Annotated in this window: 14 protein-coding genes; 5 read left to right on the forward strand and 9 right to left on the reverse strand. The window is 71.3% G+C overall.

Features of this window, described 5'->3' with window-relative positions:
* Positions 1–312 precede the first annotated feature (312 nt).
* Complete coding sequence (locus ABZT03_RS05535; RefSeq protein ID WP_356033858.1) at positions 313–738, reverse strand: hypothetical protein; 426 nt, start codon at positions 736–738, stop codon at positions 313–315.
* Between the two features lie 391 nt (positions 739–1,129).
* Here ABZT03_RS05535 and ABZT03_RS05540 point away from each other — a divergent pair, with 391 nt between their 5' ends.
* Positions 1,130–4,687 (forward strand): BTAD domain-containing putative transcriptional regulator, encoded by a 3,558-nt coding sequence (locus ABZT03_RS05540; RefSeq protein WP_356033861.1) that lies wholly within the window; start codon positions 1,130–1,132, stop codon positions 4,685–4,687.
* A gap of 76 nt (positions 4,688–4,763) precedes the next feature.
* Here ABZT03_RS05540 and ABZT03_RS05545 read toward each other — a convergent pair whose 3' ends face one another.
* The 8 genes from ABZT03_RS05545 to ABZT03_RS05580 all read right to left on the reverse strand — a co-directional run bounded on the left by ABZT03_RS05545 (position 4,764) and on the right by ABZT03_RS05580 (position 13,235).
* Positions 4,764–5,141, reverse strand: a complete 378-nt coding sequence (locus ABZT03_RS05545) for a hypothetical protein (RefSeq protein ID WP_356033864.1) — start codon at positions 5,139–5,141, stop codon at positions 4,764–4,766.
* A 167-nt stretch (positions 5,142–5,308) separates the two neighbouring features.
* Positions 5,309–6,154, reverse strand: a complete 846-nt coding sequence (gene hisG, locus ABZT03_RS05550) for an ATP phosphoribosyltransferase (RefSeq protein ID WP_356033867.1) — start codon at positions 6,152–6,154, stop codon at positions 5,309–5,311.
* Positions 6,155–6,172: 18 nt separating this feature from the next.
* On the reverse strand, positions 6,173–7,513 hold the full coding sequence (locus ABZT03_RS05555; protein ID WP_356033869.1) for a hypothetical protein: 1,341 nt from the start codon (positions 7,511–7,513) through the stop codon (positions 6,173–6,175).
* Positions 7,510–8,517 carry a glutathione synthase gene (locus tag ABZT03_RS05560; protein WP_356033872.1) on the reverse strand — a complete coding sequence of 336 codons (1,008 nt, stop codon included), beginning with the start codon at positions 8,515–8,517 and terminating at the stop codon, positions 7,510–7,512. Before ABZT03_RS05560 ends, ABZT03_RS05555 begins: the two co-directional genes overlap by 4 nt.
* 87 nt (positions 8,518–8,604) lie before the next feature.
* A complete protein-coding gene (locus tag ABZT03_RS05565; protein WP_356033874.1) occupies positions 8,605–9,783 on the reverse strand; it encodes an ATP-grasp domain-containing protein in 1,179 nt (392 codons plus the stop codon).
* A complete protein-coding gene (locus ABZT03_RS05570) occupies positions 9,776–10,969 on the reverse strand; it encodes an MFS transporter (protein WP_356033877.1) in 1,194 nt (397 codons plus the stop codon). The genes ABZT03_RS05565 and ABZT03_RS05570 overlap by 8 nt, the downstream gene beginning before the upstream one ends.
* Positions 10,966–12,147, reverse strand: coding sequence for an ATP-grasp domain-containing protein (locus ABZT03_RS05575; RefSeq protein ID WP_356033879.1), 1,182 nt, complete (start codon positions 12,145–12,147; stop codon positions 10,966–10,968). The genes ABZT03_RS05570 and ABZT03_RS05575 overlap by 4 nt, the downstream gene beginning before the upstream one ends.
* Before the next feature lie 47 nt (positions 12,148–12,194).
* The gene (locus ABZT03_RS05580; RefSeq protein WP_356033882.1) at positions 12,195–13,235 is read right to left on the reverse strand and encodes a pyridoxal-phosphate dependent enzyme; all 1,041 of its coding nucleotides are present in this window, start codon (positions 13,233–13,235) and stop codon (positions 12,195–12,197) included.
* A gap of 135 nt (positions 13,236–13,370) precedes the next feature.
* On the opposite strand from ABZT03_RS05580, the gene ABZT03_RS05585 reads away from it, so the two are divergent.
* From ABZT03_RS05585 to ABZT03_RS05600, 4 genes are read left to right on the forward strand one after another with little or no spacing between them, the layout of a single operon-like run.
* On the forward strand, positions 13,371–13,805 hold the full coding sequence (locus ABZT03_RS05585) for an AMP-binding protein (protein ID WP_356033885.1): 435 nt from the start codon (positions 13,371–13,373) through the stop codon (positions 13,803–13,805).
* Positions 13,795–15,279, forward strand: a complete 1,485-nt coding sequence (locus ABZT03_RS05590) for a non-ribosomal peptide synthetase (protein WP_356033888.1) — start codon at positions 13,795–13,797, stop codon at positions 15,277–15,279. Before ABZT03_RS05585 ends, ABZT03_RS05590 begins: the two co-directional genes overlap by 11 nt.
* Positions 15,280–15,290: 11 nt before the next feature.
* The gene (locus tag ABZT03_RS05595; RefSeq protein WP_356033891.1) at positions 15,291–16,088 is read left to right on the forward strand and encodes an alpha/beta fold hydrolase; all 798 of its coding nucleotides are present in this window, start codon (positions 15,291–15,293) and stop codon (positions 16,086–16,088) included.
* Positions 16,085–17,338 carry a cytochrome P450 gene (locus ABZT03_RS05600; protein ID WP_356033894.1) on the forward strand — a complete coding sequence of 418 codons (1,254 nt, stop codon included), beginning with the start codon at positions 16,085–16,087 and terminating at the stop codon, positions 17,336–17,338. Before ABZT03_RS05595 ends, ABZT03_RS05600 begins: the two co-directional genes overlap by 4 nt.
* Positions 17,339–17,433: the final 95 nt, after the last annotated feature.

Consider the following 17,433-nt stretch of genomic DNA (forward strand, 5'->3'; position numbering starts at 1 on the left):
GGGCATCCGCCACACGGGCGACAGCCCCGTGCGGTCGGCCCGGACACCGGCTCGGCCGCATCCGCGGCCGGCAGGTCGGTTGCTGTCTTCCCCCGGGGAACCAGATTGATACGCACCGTCATACGCCATTCGGCGCAGTGATCCGCGAGTCGGCAGGCGCAGTGATCCGCGAGTCAGCCCGCGCCTGTCTCCGCGCCCGAGCGCGGCAGCGGGCCAGGCAGGCCACCCCCGGTGCCTGCCTGGCCCGTCGTACCGCCTGGGATCACGCCCTTGCGGAGACCGCTCCGACAAGGGCGGCGACGCGGTGGGAACTCACCACGCGGTCTCGCCGCACGCGCTGCCCCCGGTGTTGTAGTTGTGGATGCAGACCCGTGAGCCGGCGTTGGTGCCGTTCCAGTGGAAGCCGGTCGAGGCGCTGGCGTTGTACACCTCATAGGCGTCGGACACCGGCGTGTAGTCGTACGAGCCGATCACCTTGCGTTCCAGCCACATGGAGCAGTCCGTACCGCTCCAGGACTGCACGAGTCCCTGGACGTAGCCGTCGGTGGACCTGCGGTTCATCCAGCCCTTACAGCTCCCGACGGTGACGTCCTTGCCCGCGATGTAGTCGATGGACTGCGCACCGACGGTTGCCCTGGGGGTCGCCGCCTGGGCCTGGCTGATGGCGCCCAGCGAGGCGGCCAGAGCCAGGCCGGAGATGAGCGCGCCCGACCGTACAGCCCACTTCGCGCTTGTCACTTCGTTGGCTCCTTCGCGATGACGCATGGTGTCTCCTGGGTTCGTCTCGGTGCGTCGAGAGTTCGGTGGATCCTGTGTGGCACTCTTCGTCCACGCACAGGGCCGCGGCCCCGGTGCGGTGTTCGCTCGGCTGGTTCGCTCGCCCTCAGCTGATCGACACGCCGGCGCCGTCGGCTGATCGACGCGCTGGTTCCAGAAGGAGCCGCGAGCGTCATGCCGTAACGCATGGCAGCCCTCCTGGAATTGATGGTGTGTCGGTCGCCACTCCGTTGCGTGGACGAGTCCAAGGTGCGCGGCCGACCGTCGGTGAATCTTGGACAAACGTTGAATGCGCTGGTCGAAGGCGCTGTGCGAAGGTGGGTGACTCGACACTCGGGGGGATGCGGTGAAGGTGGAGTTCGAGTTACTCGGCAGCGTCGAGGCGCGTGTGGACGGTCGTGTCACGGATCTGGGCCACGCCCGGCAACGGTGTGTACTCGCCGTACTGCTCGTCGACGCCAACCGCGTGGTCTCGGTGGACCAGCTCGTCGAGCGCGTCTGGGCCGACCGTCCTCCGCAGCGGGCCCGTAACACGCTCTACGGTTACGTCTCCCGTCTGCGGCAGGCTCTGGCCGTCGCCGACGGGGCGGACATCGTGCGGCGATCCGGCGGATACGTCCTCGACGTCGCGGCGACCGCCGTGGACCTGCACCGTTTCGACGACCTTGCCGCACGAGCCCGCGCGGCCGCACGGAAGGAGCAGGACGAGCAGGCCGCGGTCCTGTTCGCGCAGGCGCTCGCCCTCTGGCGGGGAGACGCCTTCGCGGGTCTGGACACCCCCTGGTTCAACGTCCTGCGCGACGCGGTCGACAAGGAACGTGTCGCGGTCGAACGGGACCACACCGACGTCCGGCTCCGCCGCGGTCACCACACCGAACTGGTGGCCGAGTTGGCCGCCTGGGTGGAGACACACCCCCTGGACGAACGACTGGCCGGCCAGTTCATCCTCGCCCTGCATCGCAGTGGCCGCCCCGCCGACGCCCTCAGCCACTACGAGCGCATCCGGCTTCTGCTGGCCGAGGAACTCGGCTGCGACCCCAGCCTCCCGCTGCGGCGACTGCACCAGCAGATCCTGGCCGCCGATCCCGCACTGAACGGCCCAGCCGCCGGCCCCGCGGCCGGATCCACGGCCGAGCCCTCGCCGCGGCCGACACCCACCTCTGCATCGGCACCCACCGGGCCGAACCCCGGCGCACTGCACGGCCGGCGGTCATCGCGGCGGCCGTGGACGGGAAGCCGTCTGGTCGGGCGGGCATCAGAGCTGACGATCCTCGACGGCGCGATCGCGGATGCCCTGGCGGGTGCGCCAGGGGTGGTCGAGGTCGTGGGGGAGCCGGGGATCGGAAAGACGCGGCTGCTCGGTGAACTGGGCGAGCGCGCGAGGCGGCACGGCTTCGTGGCCCTGGCCGGACGCAGCGTGGAGTTCGACCGGGCTCCGTACGGTGCGTTCGTGGACGCCCTGGACGACCACCTCGGCACCGTGGACCTCGGCCGGCTCCGGCAGGACGGATCGTCGTCCGGCGCGTCGGCCCTGCTGAGTATGGTCTTCCCGGCCCTCGGTGACCGCTTCCCGCGAGGAACGGATCCGGTGAGTGCCGAACGGTACTGGTTCCACCGGGCGGTGCGCACGCTGCTGGAGACGCTGAGCGCCGACGGCGGGCTCGTGCTCAGCCTCGACGACCTGCAGTGGACGGACGACGCCACCGCAGAGCTCATCGACCATCTGGTACGGCACCCGCCGAGGACACCGCTGCTCCTCGCCCTCGCCTACCGGCCCCGGCAGGCCCCACCGCGACTGACCGCGGCGCTCGCCAGGGCGGGAGCGGAGGGACGAGTGGCCAGGGTCGAGTTGGAGCCGCTGTCCCCGGCCGAGGCGGCGGAGCTGTGCGGTGCCAGGACGGATCACTGGCGTTTCCAACGGCTGTACGAGGCCGGCGGCGGAAACCCCTTCTATCTGGAGGCACTGTCCCGAAGCTCCGGCGCCGAGAGCCCGCCCGCGGTCGTGGCCGACTCGGCACCCGTCGCCGGCGACCTGCCGCCATCGGTGCGTGCCGCACTGCTGGAGGAACTGGGGGGCCTGTCGGCCGGTGCGAGAGCCTGCGCCCAGGCGGCCGCGGTGCTCGGGGACTCCTTCGAAGCCGACATGGTGGCCGTCGTGGCCCGGACCGGCGAGGCGCAGGCCCTTGCCGCCCTGGACGAGCTGGCGGAGCGTGACCTCGTACGGCAGGTCGGCTCCACGCGCCAGTTCCGGTTCCGCCATCCGCTGGTGCGGGCAGCGGTGTATCAGGGGGCCGGCGCAGGGTGGCGGATCGAGGCGCACACCCGCGCCGCGCAGGGCTTGGCGCTGCACGGCGCACCGCTGACCGCCCAGGCGTCGCACGTTCGGCGTTCGGCGCGCGTGGGGGACGAACACGCCGTCGACCTGCTGGCACGTGCCGCCCGTCAGGTGATGACGATCGCGCCGGCCACGGCCGCGCACTGGACACAGGAAGCCTTGCGACTACTCGGCGAGCAGAGCCGGCTACGGCCCGAACTGTGGCTGCAGCAGGCCCACGCGCTGGGCTTGGCCGGACGACTGCTGGAAAGCCGCGACACCCTGCGCACGGCCGCATCCCTCCTGCCCGCGCACGCACGAGAACAGCGGGCCCAGGTGACTGCCCTGCGAGCCACCATGGAGTGGGCACTCGGCCGGTACGAAGAGGCGACAGCCCTGCTGCTGCGGGAACTGGCCGAACTGAACGGCGAGTTGACCCCTGAGACCGCCACCCTGCAACTGGGGGTCGCGGTGGTGGCGTTGCGCAGGAACGACTTCTCCACGGCCGTCGACTGGGGCGAACGCGCGCTGCACTCCGCGGAACATGTCGGCGACCCGGTGCAGACCAGCGCCGTCCGAGCTCTCCTGGCACTGGCGCACACCTTCGCCGGCGACGCTCGGGCGACCGGCCACCTCGACCTGGTGGTGGAAGCCCTCGACGACACCGACGACCAGCAACTCGCCGGGCAGCTGGACACGCTCGTCATGATGGGCTGGACGGAGATGCTCCACGAGGACTACGACCCCGCGCTGCGCCATCTCGACCGGGGCCTGGAACTGTCCCGTCGCACCGGCCAGAGTCTCGTGCTCGCCGATCTGTTCGCCGCCTCCGCCTATGCCTACATGTGGCTCGGGCGCCTGGAGGAGGCGGCGGCGTACGCCGACGACGCACTGGAGGCGGCGTCACTCGTCGGCAGCAGCGAGCCGCGCTCGCTGGCCGAGGTGGTGAGCGCGGCGGTCCTGATGTGGCGGGGAGACTTCGCCGGAGCACTGAAGATCTGTGAGGAGTCGCTCGCTCTGGCCGGCCCCGCACTGGGCGCGCACCGGTCGGCGATGGTCGGCATGCTCGGCCAGACTCTGCTGCTCAACGGCGATCCGGACGGCTGTGTCAGCAAGGTGCTCGAAGCGGGCGGCGGCCCCGACCTGCTCGGGTTCGAAGCACCGGTCCGTCCGATGTGGTTTCGGCTCCTGGCGGTCGCGGAACTGGCCCTGGGCGATGTGGCGGCCGCCGAAAGCTGGGCCGAACGCGCGGCGGCCGCCTGCGCGGCCCCGGGCGGGCCGCGCGGTCGCCGCGGGTTCGCGCTGCTGGCCCGCGCCGAGGTGCAACTCGCGCGACAGGACCCCGCGGCGGGCGACACCGCGTGCGGTGCGGCCGCCGAGTTCGGCGCGGCCCGGATGCTCCTCAACGAGGCCATGGCCCGGCTGACCGCCGGAACCGCGCTGTCGGCCTCGGGCCGCGGCGCCGAAGCGCTCGCCCAGGTGGTGGAGGCGAAGTCGCTGGCCGTCGCGTGCGGGGCCCTCGCCGTGGCGGAACTGGCTGATCACGAACATCAGCGCATCACGGTCGAGATGCCGCCGCCGGCAAGCGGCATGTGAGGTCGACGGACAGCGGGAGCGGGCCCGCCTCTCCGGAGTGGAGAGGCGGGCCCCGCTCATGCGTCAGGCGGTCGGTTCAGCACTGGCGCAGACCCGGGGCCGGGTCGACGGAGGTGTGCACGTCGACGGCCGGCACGTTGCCCCACTGTCCGTTGTCGAGCTGCGTCCAGTACCAGACGTTGTTGCCGCCGCCGTGCTGGTCACCCGGGCCCCAGCAGGCGAACCAGCTGAACGACGTGTTCAGCGGGCCGCGCACCGCCGAGCCGTACGAGCGGTGTTCGTACCCCTTGGCGCCGACGCGGTTGCCGCACCACAGCTTGCCGTCCGAGCGCACCCCGCACTCCGCGGCGGCCAGACGGGCGGGCTTCGCCGACGCCGGCGCGGCGGCGGTGACCAGGCCCGTCGCCAGTGCGGCGGTGGCCAGGGCGATGGAGAGCTGCTTGCGGACGATCATGAGTGCTCCTCGGGAACGATGCTCGAGCTGACGGTGCTTCGAGACTGAGGTGCGTCATGACCGGCTGTCGAGAACCGCCGCGTTGCCCACCTCGACGGGAACCGGGAAACCCCCGAGGGAAACCCCTGGCAGCAGGAGGCCGCCGCGGGCGGTACTGGAAGTCGTTGCTACAGGCGGCAGGCGTGGATGGCGGTGGTGAGGATGGCTCGGGCGCCCAGCGTGTAGAGGGCGTCCATGACGTGTTGCGCGTCGCTGGTGGGGACCATCGCGCGGACCGCGACGTGGACGCCGGTACGCAGCGGGGAGATCGTGGGTGATTCCAGGCCGGGGGTGAGGGCCATCGCCTCGTTGAGGTGTTCGGCCGGGCAGTGGTAGTCCATCATCACGTAGGAGCGGGCGACCAGGACGCCCTTGAGGCGGCGCAGGAAACGCTGCGCCGGTGGGGAGATGGCCGTGCCGGCGCGGCGGACGACGACGGCTTCCGAGGTCATGATGGGTTCGCCGACGACCTCCAGGCCCACGTTGCGCAGGCTGGCGCCGGTCTCGACCACGTCGGCCACGATCTGGGCGACGCCCAGCTGGATGGCGTTCTCGACGGCGCCGTCGAGGTGGACCACGGAGGCGGAGACTCCGGCCTGGGCGAGGTGCTTGGCGACGATGCCCTCGTAGGAGGTGGCGATGGTCAGGCCGTCGAAGTCCTCGACGCAGGTGGCGGTGCCGGGTCTGGCGGCGAAGCGGAACGTGGAGCGGGCGAAGCCGAGCGACAGCGTCTCCTCGGCGGCGGCGGCCGAGTCGATCAGCAGGTCCCGGCCGGAGACGCCCAGGTCCAGACGGCCCGCGGAGACGTACACGGCGATGTCGCGGGGGCGCAGGTAGAAGAACTCCACCTCGTTGACGGGGTCCACGAGGGCGAGCTGTTTGCTGTCGTCGCGCTGCCGGTAGCCGGCCTCGCGGAGTATCTCCATGGCCGGTTGGGACAGCGAGCCCTTGTTGGGGACGGCGATGCGCAGCATGCTTCGGTTTCCTTCGCTTCAGGCGTTCCGGCTGTTTCGGACGGTCAGCAGCGCCGCCACCTCCGCGCCGTTGGAGGCGTTGATCGCGGATCGCGGGCGTGGCGGGGCCTGCCGCAGGAACACTCCGGCGTGGGTGCCGCCGAAGACGAGCGGTGCCAGGACCACTTCGCGTTCGGCCGGGTGTGCTCCGGGGATGTGGACGGTGGCAGGGTGCTGGCGCAGTTGCAGGACGTGGCGTTCGTCGGGGTCGGCCAGCCGGGTCCGCATCAGGGAGCGCCATTCCTGGTCGCTCATCGCGGAGCCGAACTGGAGGTTCTTGCCGCCGTAGGCGGAGGCGGGCTTGCACACGAGCAGGTCGCGGTGGGCGAGTGCCCGCTCCAGGGTGCCGGGGCGCAGCCGGAAGGTGGTCGGTACGCAGCGGGCGACCAGGGCGCGTTCCTCGGCGGTCAGCAGGTGGTGGTGATCCGGGTCGTGGAGGAGCGCCAGGTTGCCCTTGTTGTCGTACAGGGCGGCGGCGGGGGAGCCGATGAAGTCCACCAGGCCGGCGGTGTCGTACTCCATGAGCCTGCGGGTGAGCGCGGGCGGGACGAACTGCTTGGTCTCGTGCCAGGTGTAGGCGGTGAAGACGGCGTCGACCGGCTCGCCGTCGTGGGTGACGCCGGCGTCGGTGAAGTCCAGGTCGGTGACGAGTCCGCAGCTGACGTGGTGGCCGGCGGTGCGGAGCATGTCGACGAAGAAGCGGCGGCCCCCGTCGAGGTCCGACGGGTCTGCAGTGGCCTCGAACACGCGCAGGGGTCCCTCGCCGCGGGCCCGGGTCAGGCCGGCGAAGACATCCAGCCAGATCTTCGCCGTGTCCGGGGCGTCGAAGACGACTCCGCGCCGGGCGAGGAAGGCGGCGTAGGCCGATGCGCGGGTGGCGGCCGTGTACGGCGCGAGGGTGCTCAGGCCGCCCAGGGAGGCGGCGACGTTCAGTTCGACCAGCTTCAGGCCGTCGTGGGTGAGGACCAGGTCGGGGCGCATGAAGGCGGTGGCGGCGCGCCGCAGCCGGGGTTGGCGCAGCGCCTGGGTCATGAGGGCGGCGTCCTCGGCGGGCACGTCGAGGTAGTCCGTCCACGCCGTGAGGTCCTCGCCGAAGACCCGGTGCGGGAAGCCGGAGATCAGCTCGGCGAGGCGCACTCCGGCGGTGACGGTCTCGGAGGTGGCGTCGGCGGTGAACACCTGGGGCGGGTAGGCGGTCCGCCAGTCGGGCCGCCGCAGGGCCTTGTCGAAGCGCTCCCGGTCGCAGTCGGCTTCCCGCCCCGTCGCGAAGTCCTCCCACGCGGCCGCGGCCCGGGTGTCGAGCCAGGGCCAGGCGTTCACGACAGCTTCCCGGCGGTGCGCAGGGCCGCCAGCACGGTGTTGACGGCCTCGGAGGAGCGGTCCTCGCCCGTGGCGAGCTGGTGGTAGCTCAGGCCGCCGGGATTGACCATGTTGACCTCGATGACGTACGGGTAGGCCATGTCGATGCCGGAGTAGAAGACGCCGAGGTCCATCAGCCGCTTGCCCAGGGCGCGGACGAACTGGTCCTCGTCGGCGCTCAGTTCGAGCTTCTCGAAGCGGGCGCCGAGGGTGGCGTTGGAGCGGTGGTCGTGCTCGGGGTGGAAGCGCAGGAAACCGGAGACGGGTTCGCCACCGGCGATGATCACGCGCTTCTCGTTGTCGCGGACGTTGGGGATGTACTCCTGCACGGCGGTGTGCCGCTTGGCCATGCCGATGATGTCGCGGCCGTAACGGCCGTAGCGCGAGGCGGCGTTGCCGGTGGCCGAACCCAGCAGGGCCGAGCGGTTGCGGTCGGTCCGGTTGACGACGAAGACGTCGGCGCCGCAGCCGTCCGCGGTGGGCTTGACGACCCAGGAGCGGTCGGGGTCGGACTCGACCAGGTTGTTCAGGAAGTCGTAGTCGTTGGTCACGTAGGACTCCGGCAGGTGCTCGCCGGGCACGATGGCTACCAGGTTGGTCTTGGTGTTGAGGAAGAACAGCGCGGAGGCGTCGTTGACGAACGGCACCCGCTGGTTGAGCAGCCACAGCAGCTGGAAGGAGTCGTTGCCCGCCTCCGGGTGGGTGCCCGCCAGGACCCACACCAGGTCGAACTCCTCGGCACTGACGCCGGATTCGCTCAGGGTCGGGAAGTCGCCGCCGGAGGTGAGCTCGTCGGTGACCTTCATACGGTCGCAGACGACGAGCGAGTCGTGCACACCGAGAGTGTCGATGTCACCGATGTGCACCTCGTGGCCCTCGCGGTGCAGGGCGCTGGGAATGATCGAGTGGTTGTCGAGTTCGAACTTGGACGCCTCGGAGACGAGGACGAGGATCTTGTAGGGCACGTCGGGGCACCTATCGGTTCGGGGAGGGCTGAGGAAGGCAGGGAGGTGTTCAGGCAGTCGCGGTGAGGGGTGCGCACCGTGACGTGTTCAGGCGGTCGCGGTGAGGGTGCGCACCGCGCGGGCGAGGTTGGTCTCGAGTTCGTCGCGCGTGCTGCCGGTGGCGACGACGAAGCCGTGCCGGTCGCCCGACTGGCGGACCGGCGGCGGCCTGTGGCCGGGCTCGACGGTGATGGCCGTCTCGGCGACGCCAGGCAGCGAGGCGACGAGTTCGGTGCTGGTGCCCGGCATCGGGACCGTACGGTCGAAGGTGACGTAGCGGATGCCGGCGACCCGTCGGACGGTGGCGGGCTCGGGCGCCGGCAGGCCGAGGACGGCGCTCATGGTCTGCGCGAACACGTCCTCGCCGAGGGCGAGCAGCAGCAGGTCGCTGATGCGGTCGCCGCCGGGGCGGCCGTGGGACTCGATGAGGCGGGGGCCGCCCTCGGTGAGCATGACCTCGGTGTGTGAGGGGCCGTAGCGGTAGCCGACCGCGTCCAGCATTCCGGTGACCAGGTCGTGGATGGCGCTCTCGTCGCCGGCATCGAGGCGTACCGGCAGCGTGTGTCCCGTCTCGACGAAGTGGGGCGCGCCGGTGGTCGTCTTCTCCGTGATCGCCAGGATGCGGTGCCCCTCGGCGGTACTGACCGCCTCCACGCTGTACTCGGCGCCCACGAGGAACTCCTCGACGAGCTGCGGGGTGTCGAAGGTGAGGGCGGCCAGGTGGCGCTCGGTCTCCGCCCGGTCGGCGAGGTACCGCACCCCCGAACTGCCGGTGCCGTCCACCGGCTTGACCACGCAGGGGTGGCCGATCCGCTCCACGGCGGCGCGCAGCTCCTCCACGGTCGTGCAGGTGATGTGGGCGACGGGCGTTCCGGCCCGGTCGCCGACCTCGGCCCGCAGCCTGGCCTTGTCCTTGAACGCGGCCAGCGCCTCGCGCGGGTTGCCCGGCCAGCCCAGGCGTTCGTTGATCACCGCGGACGCCGCGGAGCCCAGTTCGCCGAAGCCGAAGCAACTGACGGGGGCGGGCAGTTCGAGGGCGCGCAGCTGCTCGATCAGCTGGTCGAGGTCGCTGATCCACGGGCTGCGCAGGATCGGTTCGGGGGCGTTTTCGGGGAGCGGCGCCTCGGGGTCGGCGACGACGACCAGGGCGAGTCCCAGTTTCTCGGCCGCGGTGACGACCAGGTCGCGGGGGTTGAGCAGGACGGCTGTGGGCTGGGTGTCAGGCATGCTGCGTGTGCACCTTCGGTAGGAGGAAACAGGTGGCCGCGGCGGCGAGGGAGAACACGACGAGCACCAGCCACAGGCCCGTGCCGCCGTGCAATGTCTGCATGAGGTAGCCGCCCAGGCTGGAGCCGAGGAGGCTGCCCACGGCTCCGGCGGCGCTCATCGTGCCGAGAGCGAGGCCGGTGCGGCGGACGGAGGCGACCTTGACGGCCTGTTCGTCGAGGCTGGGAGCGATCAGCATCTCGGCGACGGTGACCGGCAGGACGAAGGCCAGCAGTGAGGACCAGCCGGCCAGCGCGATGAACACCGCGTACGCGCAGGCGAAGGCGACGAAGCCGACCGCGAGCAGGGTACGGGTGGTGGCGTTGCGGAAGACGTGGTGCAGCAGCGTGTACTGCAGCAGGACACACAGGACACCGTTGAGCGTGAACACCACCGCGCCGGCCCCGGCGCTGCCGGTGAGTTCCTTGGCGGTGATCGGCATCAGCACGTTGAGCTGGCTGTAGATCGCCCAGAAGGCGACGCCGAGCAGGCACAGCGGTATCCAGCGCCAGCGCGCCCACTGCGGTGTGCCGGCGGGGGGCGGCCCGTCCCCGGTGGCCGCGGCGGCCTGTGGTCCGGGCCGGGTGGGTGCCGTGGGGCGGAGGGTCAGCCGTATGCCCAGAAGCAGGTGGGAGAGCACGCAGGCGGCGAGGATGTAGGGGAAACCGAGGGGGTAGAGCGCCGCGCCGAGGGCCGGTCCCGCGACCACGCCGACGTTGACGAAGGTCGAGCGCAGCGCGAGCATCTCGCGCGGCTCCACGCTGTCCTCCCGCACCAGCAGCGTCTTGATGGTCAGGCCCAGCAGGGAGCCGCCGACGCCGATGGCCACGATCCCGGCGACGAGCGGGACCAGGTGGCCGCCGTCCCCCAGCGCGAGCAGCGCGTAGCCGGCGATCCGCAGGCCGAAGCCGGAGGTGAGCACCGCGCGGGTGCCCAGCCGGTCCACGATCAGCCCGCACACCAGGGAGAAGCCCTGGCCGCAGAAGGCGAGCAGGCCCACAAGGAAGCCGACCCGGCCGGTGGGCAGGCCCTCGGCGGTGAAGTGGATGGCCAGCAGCGGCAGGAACATGAACGTCGTCAGGCCGGTGAGCAGTACGGCCAGCAGCAGCGCGCGCCCGTCCGACGACGTCCGGCGCCAGGTCTTCATGAGGCGGGTACCTCCTCCAGGTGCTCCATGAGCCAGTTCTCCGCGGTGAGCAGCCGCTGCTCGACCTCGTCGAGGTCGCGGCCGGCGACGATGACGAAGCACAGGAACGAGGTGCTGTTCTGTGCCACCGCGTCGGGGGCGAGCTGGTCGTTGACCTCGTAGTGCCGCACCCATGCGAAGGGGGGCCGCCGAGGGGCGCGTACCGGGCGGCCCTGCGGAAGGATCGACAGGGAGCCGTGCACCTGGGCGGGCGCGGTGGCCGGCGGTGGGTCGACGGGCAGTCCGCAGGACTGGCGCAGCCAGCTGGCGTGCAGGTCCACGCCGTAGGTGAGGCGGGTGAGGGCGGGGATGCGGTCGCCGCCGACGCGGGAGGCGATCTCGCACAGGACGAGTTCGTCGTCCGGGGTGTGGAACACCTCCAGGTGGTAGGCGCTGACGTCCGGCGTGTCGAACGCGTCGAGGACGCGGTCGAAGAACTCCTCCAGGCGCCGGGCGAAGGCGTTTTCGGGGTGCAGCTGGATCGAGCCGTTGTTCTGTCCGGAGAAGACGCCGAGGCAGCTGCGGACATAGCGTGAGCCGGCCACGAACCGGTAACCGGGGGCCAGTACCGCGTCCACGTGGTACATCTGCCCCTGCACGAACTCCTCGACCATGAGGTCCTCGCGCCAGTGCCGGCGGCTGAAGGCCAGCAGGTCCTCCTCGCCGCGCAGCACGGAGATGTCACGGGATCCGCCCTGTTTGACCGGCTTGACCACGACCGGGTAGGCGTGGGCCGCGATGAAGTCGGTCAGGTCGACGATCGTCTCCAGACGGGCGAACCGGGCCGTGGGCACGGTGCGACCCGCCACTTGTTTCATGACGGCCTTGTCCCGGAAGGACAGCGCGCCGGCCGCGGACTGCCCGGGGATCTTCAGGTCCTCACGGATGCGGGCGGCCCGCTCCAGGTCGTACTCGTTGTCCGTGATGAGGTGGGTGAACTGCTTGTCGTGGGCGAGTTGCCTGATCCGCAGTTCCGCGTAGGGGACGAACTCGCAGTCGGGTACGTGTTCGTAGTGGGCGAAGCTCTCGGTGCCGGCCAGCTCGTGGTGGCTGAACACGTGCAGGGCGCCGGCCAGTTCCGGAAGCATGGCGGCGTAGTCGCTCTTGGGGCTGTAGTTGATGACGGCGACGTTGGTCATGGGGGAGGGCCTCACAGTGGGATGCCGGGCGTTCGGGCGCTGGGGGCTCAGGACGGCAGCGGGTACACCGGCAGGTCGTCCTGGACGTCGTAGGGCCGGCGCGCCCAGTTCATGGCGCACCAGGGGCCGGTCAGGTCGGCGAGGTCCGTGATGATCCGGGGGCGGTGGTCGGGGTCGGCCTCGACCGGGCCGTCGGGCGGGAAGACCCTGTCGACGTAGCGGTGTCCCGGGTCGGCGGCCAGGAAGACGATGGGCCCGCCGTCGGGCCGGCCGGCGCGCACGTGGTTGGCGACCTGCCAGCCCGCGCCGGCGGACAGGCCGGCGAAGACGCCCGTGGTGGACAGCAGTCGGCGGCAACCGGCGGCGGAGACATCGAAGTTGATCCAGTGGATGTCGTCGTAGGCGCGGTAGTCGATGTTGCCGAACCGGATGCCGCTGCCGATGCCGGCGATGATGAACCCGTCCAGCGGGATGCTCTCCGAGCCGAAGGAGCGGCTGCCGAAGGGCTGGATGCCCACCAGCCGGGCGTCGCTGCCGGCCTGGCGAAGATAGCGGCCCATCGCGCTGGTGGAGGCGCCCGTGCCGACCCCGCCGACGAGGGTGAGGTCGCTGGAGCCCAGTTCCTTCACCAGGGTGTTCGCGACACGCTCGTAGCCGATGTAGTGCACGTCGTCGTGGTACTGCTGCATCCAGTAGGCGTCCGGGTTGTCCTTCAGATAGGCGTGGACGAGCCGGACGCGGGTCTCCTGGTCGTGCTGGAGGCCGTCGTCACCGGAGGGCGGGACCTGGGTGTAGGTCGCCCCGAGGTACTTCAGCTGGGTGCGGATGGCCGCGTCGACGGCCACGGAGGCGAAGATGTGGCATTTCAGGCCCAGTTCGCGGCAGACCAGGGCGAGGGCGTGGCCGTAGATGCCGCTGGAGCTGTCGACCAGGGTCTGCCCCCGGCGGATGACTCCACGGTCCAGGAGGTCCCGCACCGCGGCCCGGACCGAGGTGACTTTCATGACCTCGAAGCGGACCACGTATATCTCGTTGCCCAGGTCTATGAGATCCGGTTCTGAGAGTTTTTCGGCGAATGAGGTGTACACCGCGTCCCTTTCCCCTGATGGCGCAGTCGGTCATCGACGGCCACACCGTAGGAGGGGGCGTTACCGGGGCGTTCCCCATCCGTTCCCGGAGCGGGCCGGGACGATTTCCGGAAGGGGCTGCGGAGGATGGCGTGCATGACGAGACTTCAGCTTCGCGCAACGACGTCCGACGAGTCCCCTCCGTCCCCTCGCGGGCAGCGGGTCCGCGACGCGGTCATGGAGCAGGCGGGACGGCATCCGGACCGCCCCGCCGTGATCTGCGGGAACGACACCCTCACGTACGGCGAACTGGCCGCGGTGGCTTCGTCGTTGGCCCGCACTCTGGACGCGGACGGCTCCGCCTCCGGCCGGACCGGGATCCTCTCCCACCGGACGGTGTCCACGGTCGCCCTGGCGCTGGGCGTGTGGCTGTCCGGCCGGTCGTTCGTGTTCCTCGACCCGGCCGCGCCCGAGGACACCGCCCGGCACGTCAGGTCGTCCTCCGGGGTCTCGGTGGTGCTCGATCCGCTGACCGGGGGGACAGGTGACCGAGCCCCGCGCGGCTGCGGCGCAGGGATCGGTGACCCGTGAGGTCCCCGTGGTGGTGCCGGAGGACGAGGCATACGTGCTGTACACCTCGGGCACCAGCGGCCGGCCCAAGGGCGTGTCCGTCTCCCAGGAGAACCTGGCCGTCTCCAACGCCGCGCGGCTCGCCGTGTACGAGGGGTTCGGCAGCCCCGTCTTCCTGCTGCTGTCACCGTTCCACTTCGACTCGTCGGTGGCCGGTGTCTGGGGCACCCTCGCGGCCGGCGGCACGCTGGTCGTCGCCGGGCAGGAGGAGCGGCGCGTACCGGAGGCGCTCGTCGAGCTCGTCGCCCGGCACCGGGTGACACACACCCTGACCGTGCCGAGCTTCTACGCCGAACTTCTGCACACCGTGCGGGAGAACGAGCGCCTGGCCCGTGACCTGGCCTCGCTGCGGCTGGTGATATGCGCCGGCGAGTCCCTCGCCCGCGGCGTCATCGACCAGCATTTCGCCCTGCTGCCCGCGGTCGCCCTCGGCAACGAGTACGGCCCCACCGAGTGCACCGTCTGGTCCACCTACCGCGTCTACGACAAGCCCGCCGAGCCCGGCATCGGAACACCGGTCCCCGGGACCGGCATCCACCTGCTGGACGACGACCTGCGTGAGGTCCCGCGGGGCGCCGTCGGCCAGATCGCCGTCTCCGGCGGCGGGGTGACCCGCGGATACGTCGGCGACGAGCGGCAGACGAAGGCCAGGTTCGTCGACGTGCGGGGCGAGGCCGGACACCCTGTACGGGTCTACCTCACCGGTGACCTCGGCCGCTGCTCACCGCGGGGCCAACTGGAGTTCGTGGGACGGCTCGACAACGAGGTCAAGATCCGCGGAGTGCGGGTGTACCTGGAGACGATCGAGGAAGCGCTCGCCGCCCACCCCGGCATCCAGAGCGCCGCCGTCGCCTACGACAGCGAGTCGTCGACCTGCTACGCCTTCGCCGTCAAGAAGGCGGGCGCCCGGGCCGACGCAGCCTCGGTACGCCGGTTCGTGACCGAGACGCTCGGCGGCGCCGTCGTGCCCGACCGGATCCTGTTCACCGACGCGCTGCCCCGCTCCGCGCACGACAAGATCGACCGGGCGGCGCTGCTGGCGTCGCTGCGCACCGGGGACGCGGGGATGACGGCGGAGGTGGTCGGGGACGCGGGGACGACGGCGGAGGTGGTCGGGGACGCGGGGACGACGGCGGAGGTGGTCGGAGGCCCGGAAACGGCGACGGCCGACGACGCACAGGCGGCCACGGACGACACTCGCCGCGCGCCCGCCCCCGCCCTCACCCATCAGGTCGCGCAGGTGTGGGAGCAGGTCCTGGGTGTGCCGGTGGGGCAGGACGAGAGCGGTACCTTCTTCGACCTCGGCGGCAACTCCCTGACCGTGCTCAAGCTGTCCCGCGCCCTCGGCAGGATCGCCGGGCGGCCCGTCGGGGTCAAGCAGGTCTACCGCTGCGGCACGATCCCCCAGCAGGTCGACCTGCTGACACGGTCGTGAGGGGGCCCTCGGTGGCACCGGCCACCGCCATACGCAAGCTGGGCCCGGGGCATGCCGCCCGTGCGGCGGCCCGCGGAAGCGACGCACATCCGGCCGTGCTGTGCTTCCCGCACGCCGGGGGCTGCGCCTCGTTCTTCCGGCCCTGGCAGACGCTGCTTCCCGCGGCCCGGGTGCACGCCGTGCAGTACCCGGGGCGGGAGGACCGCATCCTCGACGAGCCGCCGGCCGGGCTGCGCGAACTCGCCGAGTCCGTGGCCGAGGAGATCCTCGCGGGCCAGGAACGCTACTCCGTGCTGTTCGGGCACAGCATGGGCGCCTACGTCGCCTTCGAGGTCGCCGACTGCCTGCGCGAAGCCGGAGCCGACGTGCCCACGCTGGTCGTCTCCTCCGCCGCGGCACCCGCGCTGCGGCCACCGGTCCCCTACGAGGACTCCGCGGACGTACTGCGCTATCTCGAACGCTACGAACCGGTGAGCCCGCAGATCCGGCAGGAGGAGGAACTGCTGGAACTGATCCTCGACTACATCAAGGACGACCTCCGCCTCGTCGCCGGGTACCGGGAGCACGTCGGGAAGCGGATCGACGCACGGCTGGTGGCCGTGGCCGGCCAGACCGACATCCCGGAGATCCGCTCCCGGTTCCGGCAGTGGCGGCAGCACACGAGCGGCCCGTTCGTTCCGGTCGTGACGCCGGGCGGCCACTTCTACCTGCGGGACGATCCGCCCGCCGCGCTCATCGCCGCCGAACTCGCGCGGTACACGCATCCGGCCCCGGCCGCCGGCCGCAGTTCCTGGGAGAGGGCATCGTGACCGACCACACGTACACCGTCGACGACATCGGGCGGCTCGTCGACGGCGAGACCTACCGGCACGGCAACCCGTTCCCGCTGTGGCGCTGGATGCGGGAGAACGAACCCGTGGTGCGGCACGAACCCGGCGTCTTCCCGGCCTTCTGGTCGCTCACCCGCCACGACGAGGTGAAGCAGGTCCTGCGGGACGCGGAGACGTTCAGCTCGTCCTCCGGGATCCTGCTGCGCCCGCTGGCCCATGGCGAGGACCCCGGCAGCGACCGCACCCTGGCGCTGTCGGACGCGCCACGGCACCAGGCGCTGCGCGGCGCGGCCGCGGGCTGGTTCGCGCCCAGGAACCTGCGGCGGCTGGGGGATTTCCTGGACTCGGCGGCGTACGCGGCCGTCCGCTCCGCTGTCGAGGCCACTCGGGTCGACTTCGTCGGTGATCTCGCCGCGAAGGTGCCCATCGAGGTCGTCTGCTCGTTCCTGGGAATCCCGGACGAGGACCGGCCCTCGGTCGTGGAGTGGTCGACCGAGGCGTTCTGCGCGGGTACGGCCGAGGAGCGCAGCATCGCGCACCTGGAGATCCTGGACTACTTCGGCGACCTGGTGGAGCGCCGGCGTGCCGCACCGGGCGACGACCTGGTCAGCGTGCTGGCCACCCTGACGTACCAGGGCGCGCTCCTGCCGCTCGACGACGTGGTCCTCAACTGCGACAACCTGCTGGTCGGCGGGACGGAGAACGTACGGCTCGCCATGTCCGGCGGGATGCTCGCACTGCTGCGCCGGCCCGACCAACTGGCTCTGCTGCGAGCGGACTTCGACCAGGTGGTGAACACGGCGATCGACGAGATACTGCGGTGGACCTCGAGCGCCACGCACATCATGCGCCGGGCGACCAGGGACGTGGAACTCGGCGGGCGGAGGGTGCGGCGGGGCGAGCTGGTGGTGTGCTGGCTGTCCTCCGCCAACCGCGACCCGGCGCACTTCACCGACGCGGACGTCTTCGACGTCCGGCGCAGCCCCAACCGGCACCTGGCGCTCGGTGCCGGCCCGCACTACTGCGTGGGCACCCAACTGGCGAAGCTGGAGATCCGGGCCGTGCTGCGGGAGTTGCTCGCCCAGGTCGGCGACATCAGACTCGACGGCGAACCCGAGTATCTGGACTCCATCGTGGTTAACGGGCTGCGCCGCCTGCCGCTGCGGCTGACTCCGGCGGGCGGCGACGGGTCCCGGCCGCGGTCGGACCTCACCGCCGCCCGCGGCTGACGTCGGCACAGCCTGACCATCGGCCTGCACCAGCACGGGGAATTTCCCGGTACCGGTTCGGGATCTGATCGGGACGGGGTCACGGGAGCATTTCT

Source organism: Streptomyces sp. NPDC005574, from assembly GCF_040605435.1.
GTDB lineage: Bacteria > Actinomycetota > Actinomycetes > Streptomycetales > Streptomycetaceae > Streptomyces.

Excerpts from the sequence above, each read along its gene's own strand:
- ABZT03_RS05545 (WP_356033864.1), bottom strand. The coding sequence starts at position 5,141 with ATGATCGTCCGCAAGCAGCTCTCCATCGCCCTGGCCACCGCCGCACTG.
- hisG (WP_356033867.1), bottom strand. The coding sequence starts at position 6,154 with ATGCTGCGCATCGCCGTCCCCAACAAGGGCTCGCTGTCCCAACCGGCC.
- ABZT03_RS05565 (WP_356033874.1), bottom strand. The coding sequence starts at position 9,783 with ATGCCTGACACCCAGCCCACAGCCGTCCTGCTCAACCCCCGCGACCTG.
- ABZT03_RS05570 (WP_356033877.1), bottom strand. The coding sequence starts at position 10,969 with ATGAAGACCTGGCGCCGGACGTCGTCGGACGGGCGCGCGCTGCTGCTG.
- ABZT03_RS05575 (WP_356033879.1), bottom strand. The coding sequence starts at position 12,147 with ATGACCAACGTCGCCGTCATCAACTACAGCCCCAAGAGCGACTACGCC.
- ABZT03_RS05585 (WP_356033885.1), top strand. The coding sequence starts at position 13,371 with ATGACGAGACTTCAGCTTCGCGCAACGACGTCCGACGAGTCCCCTCCG.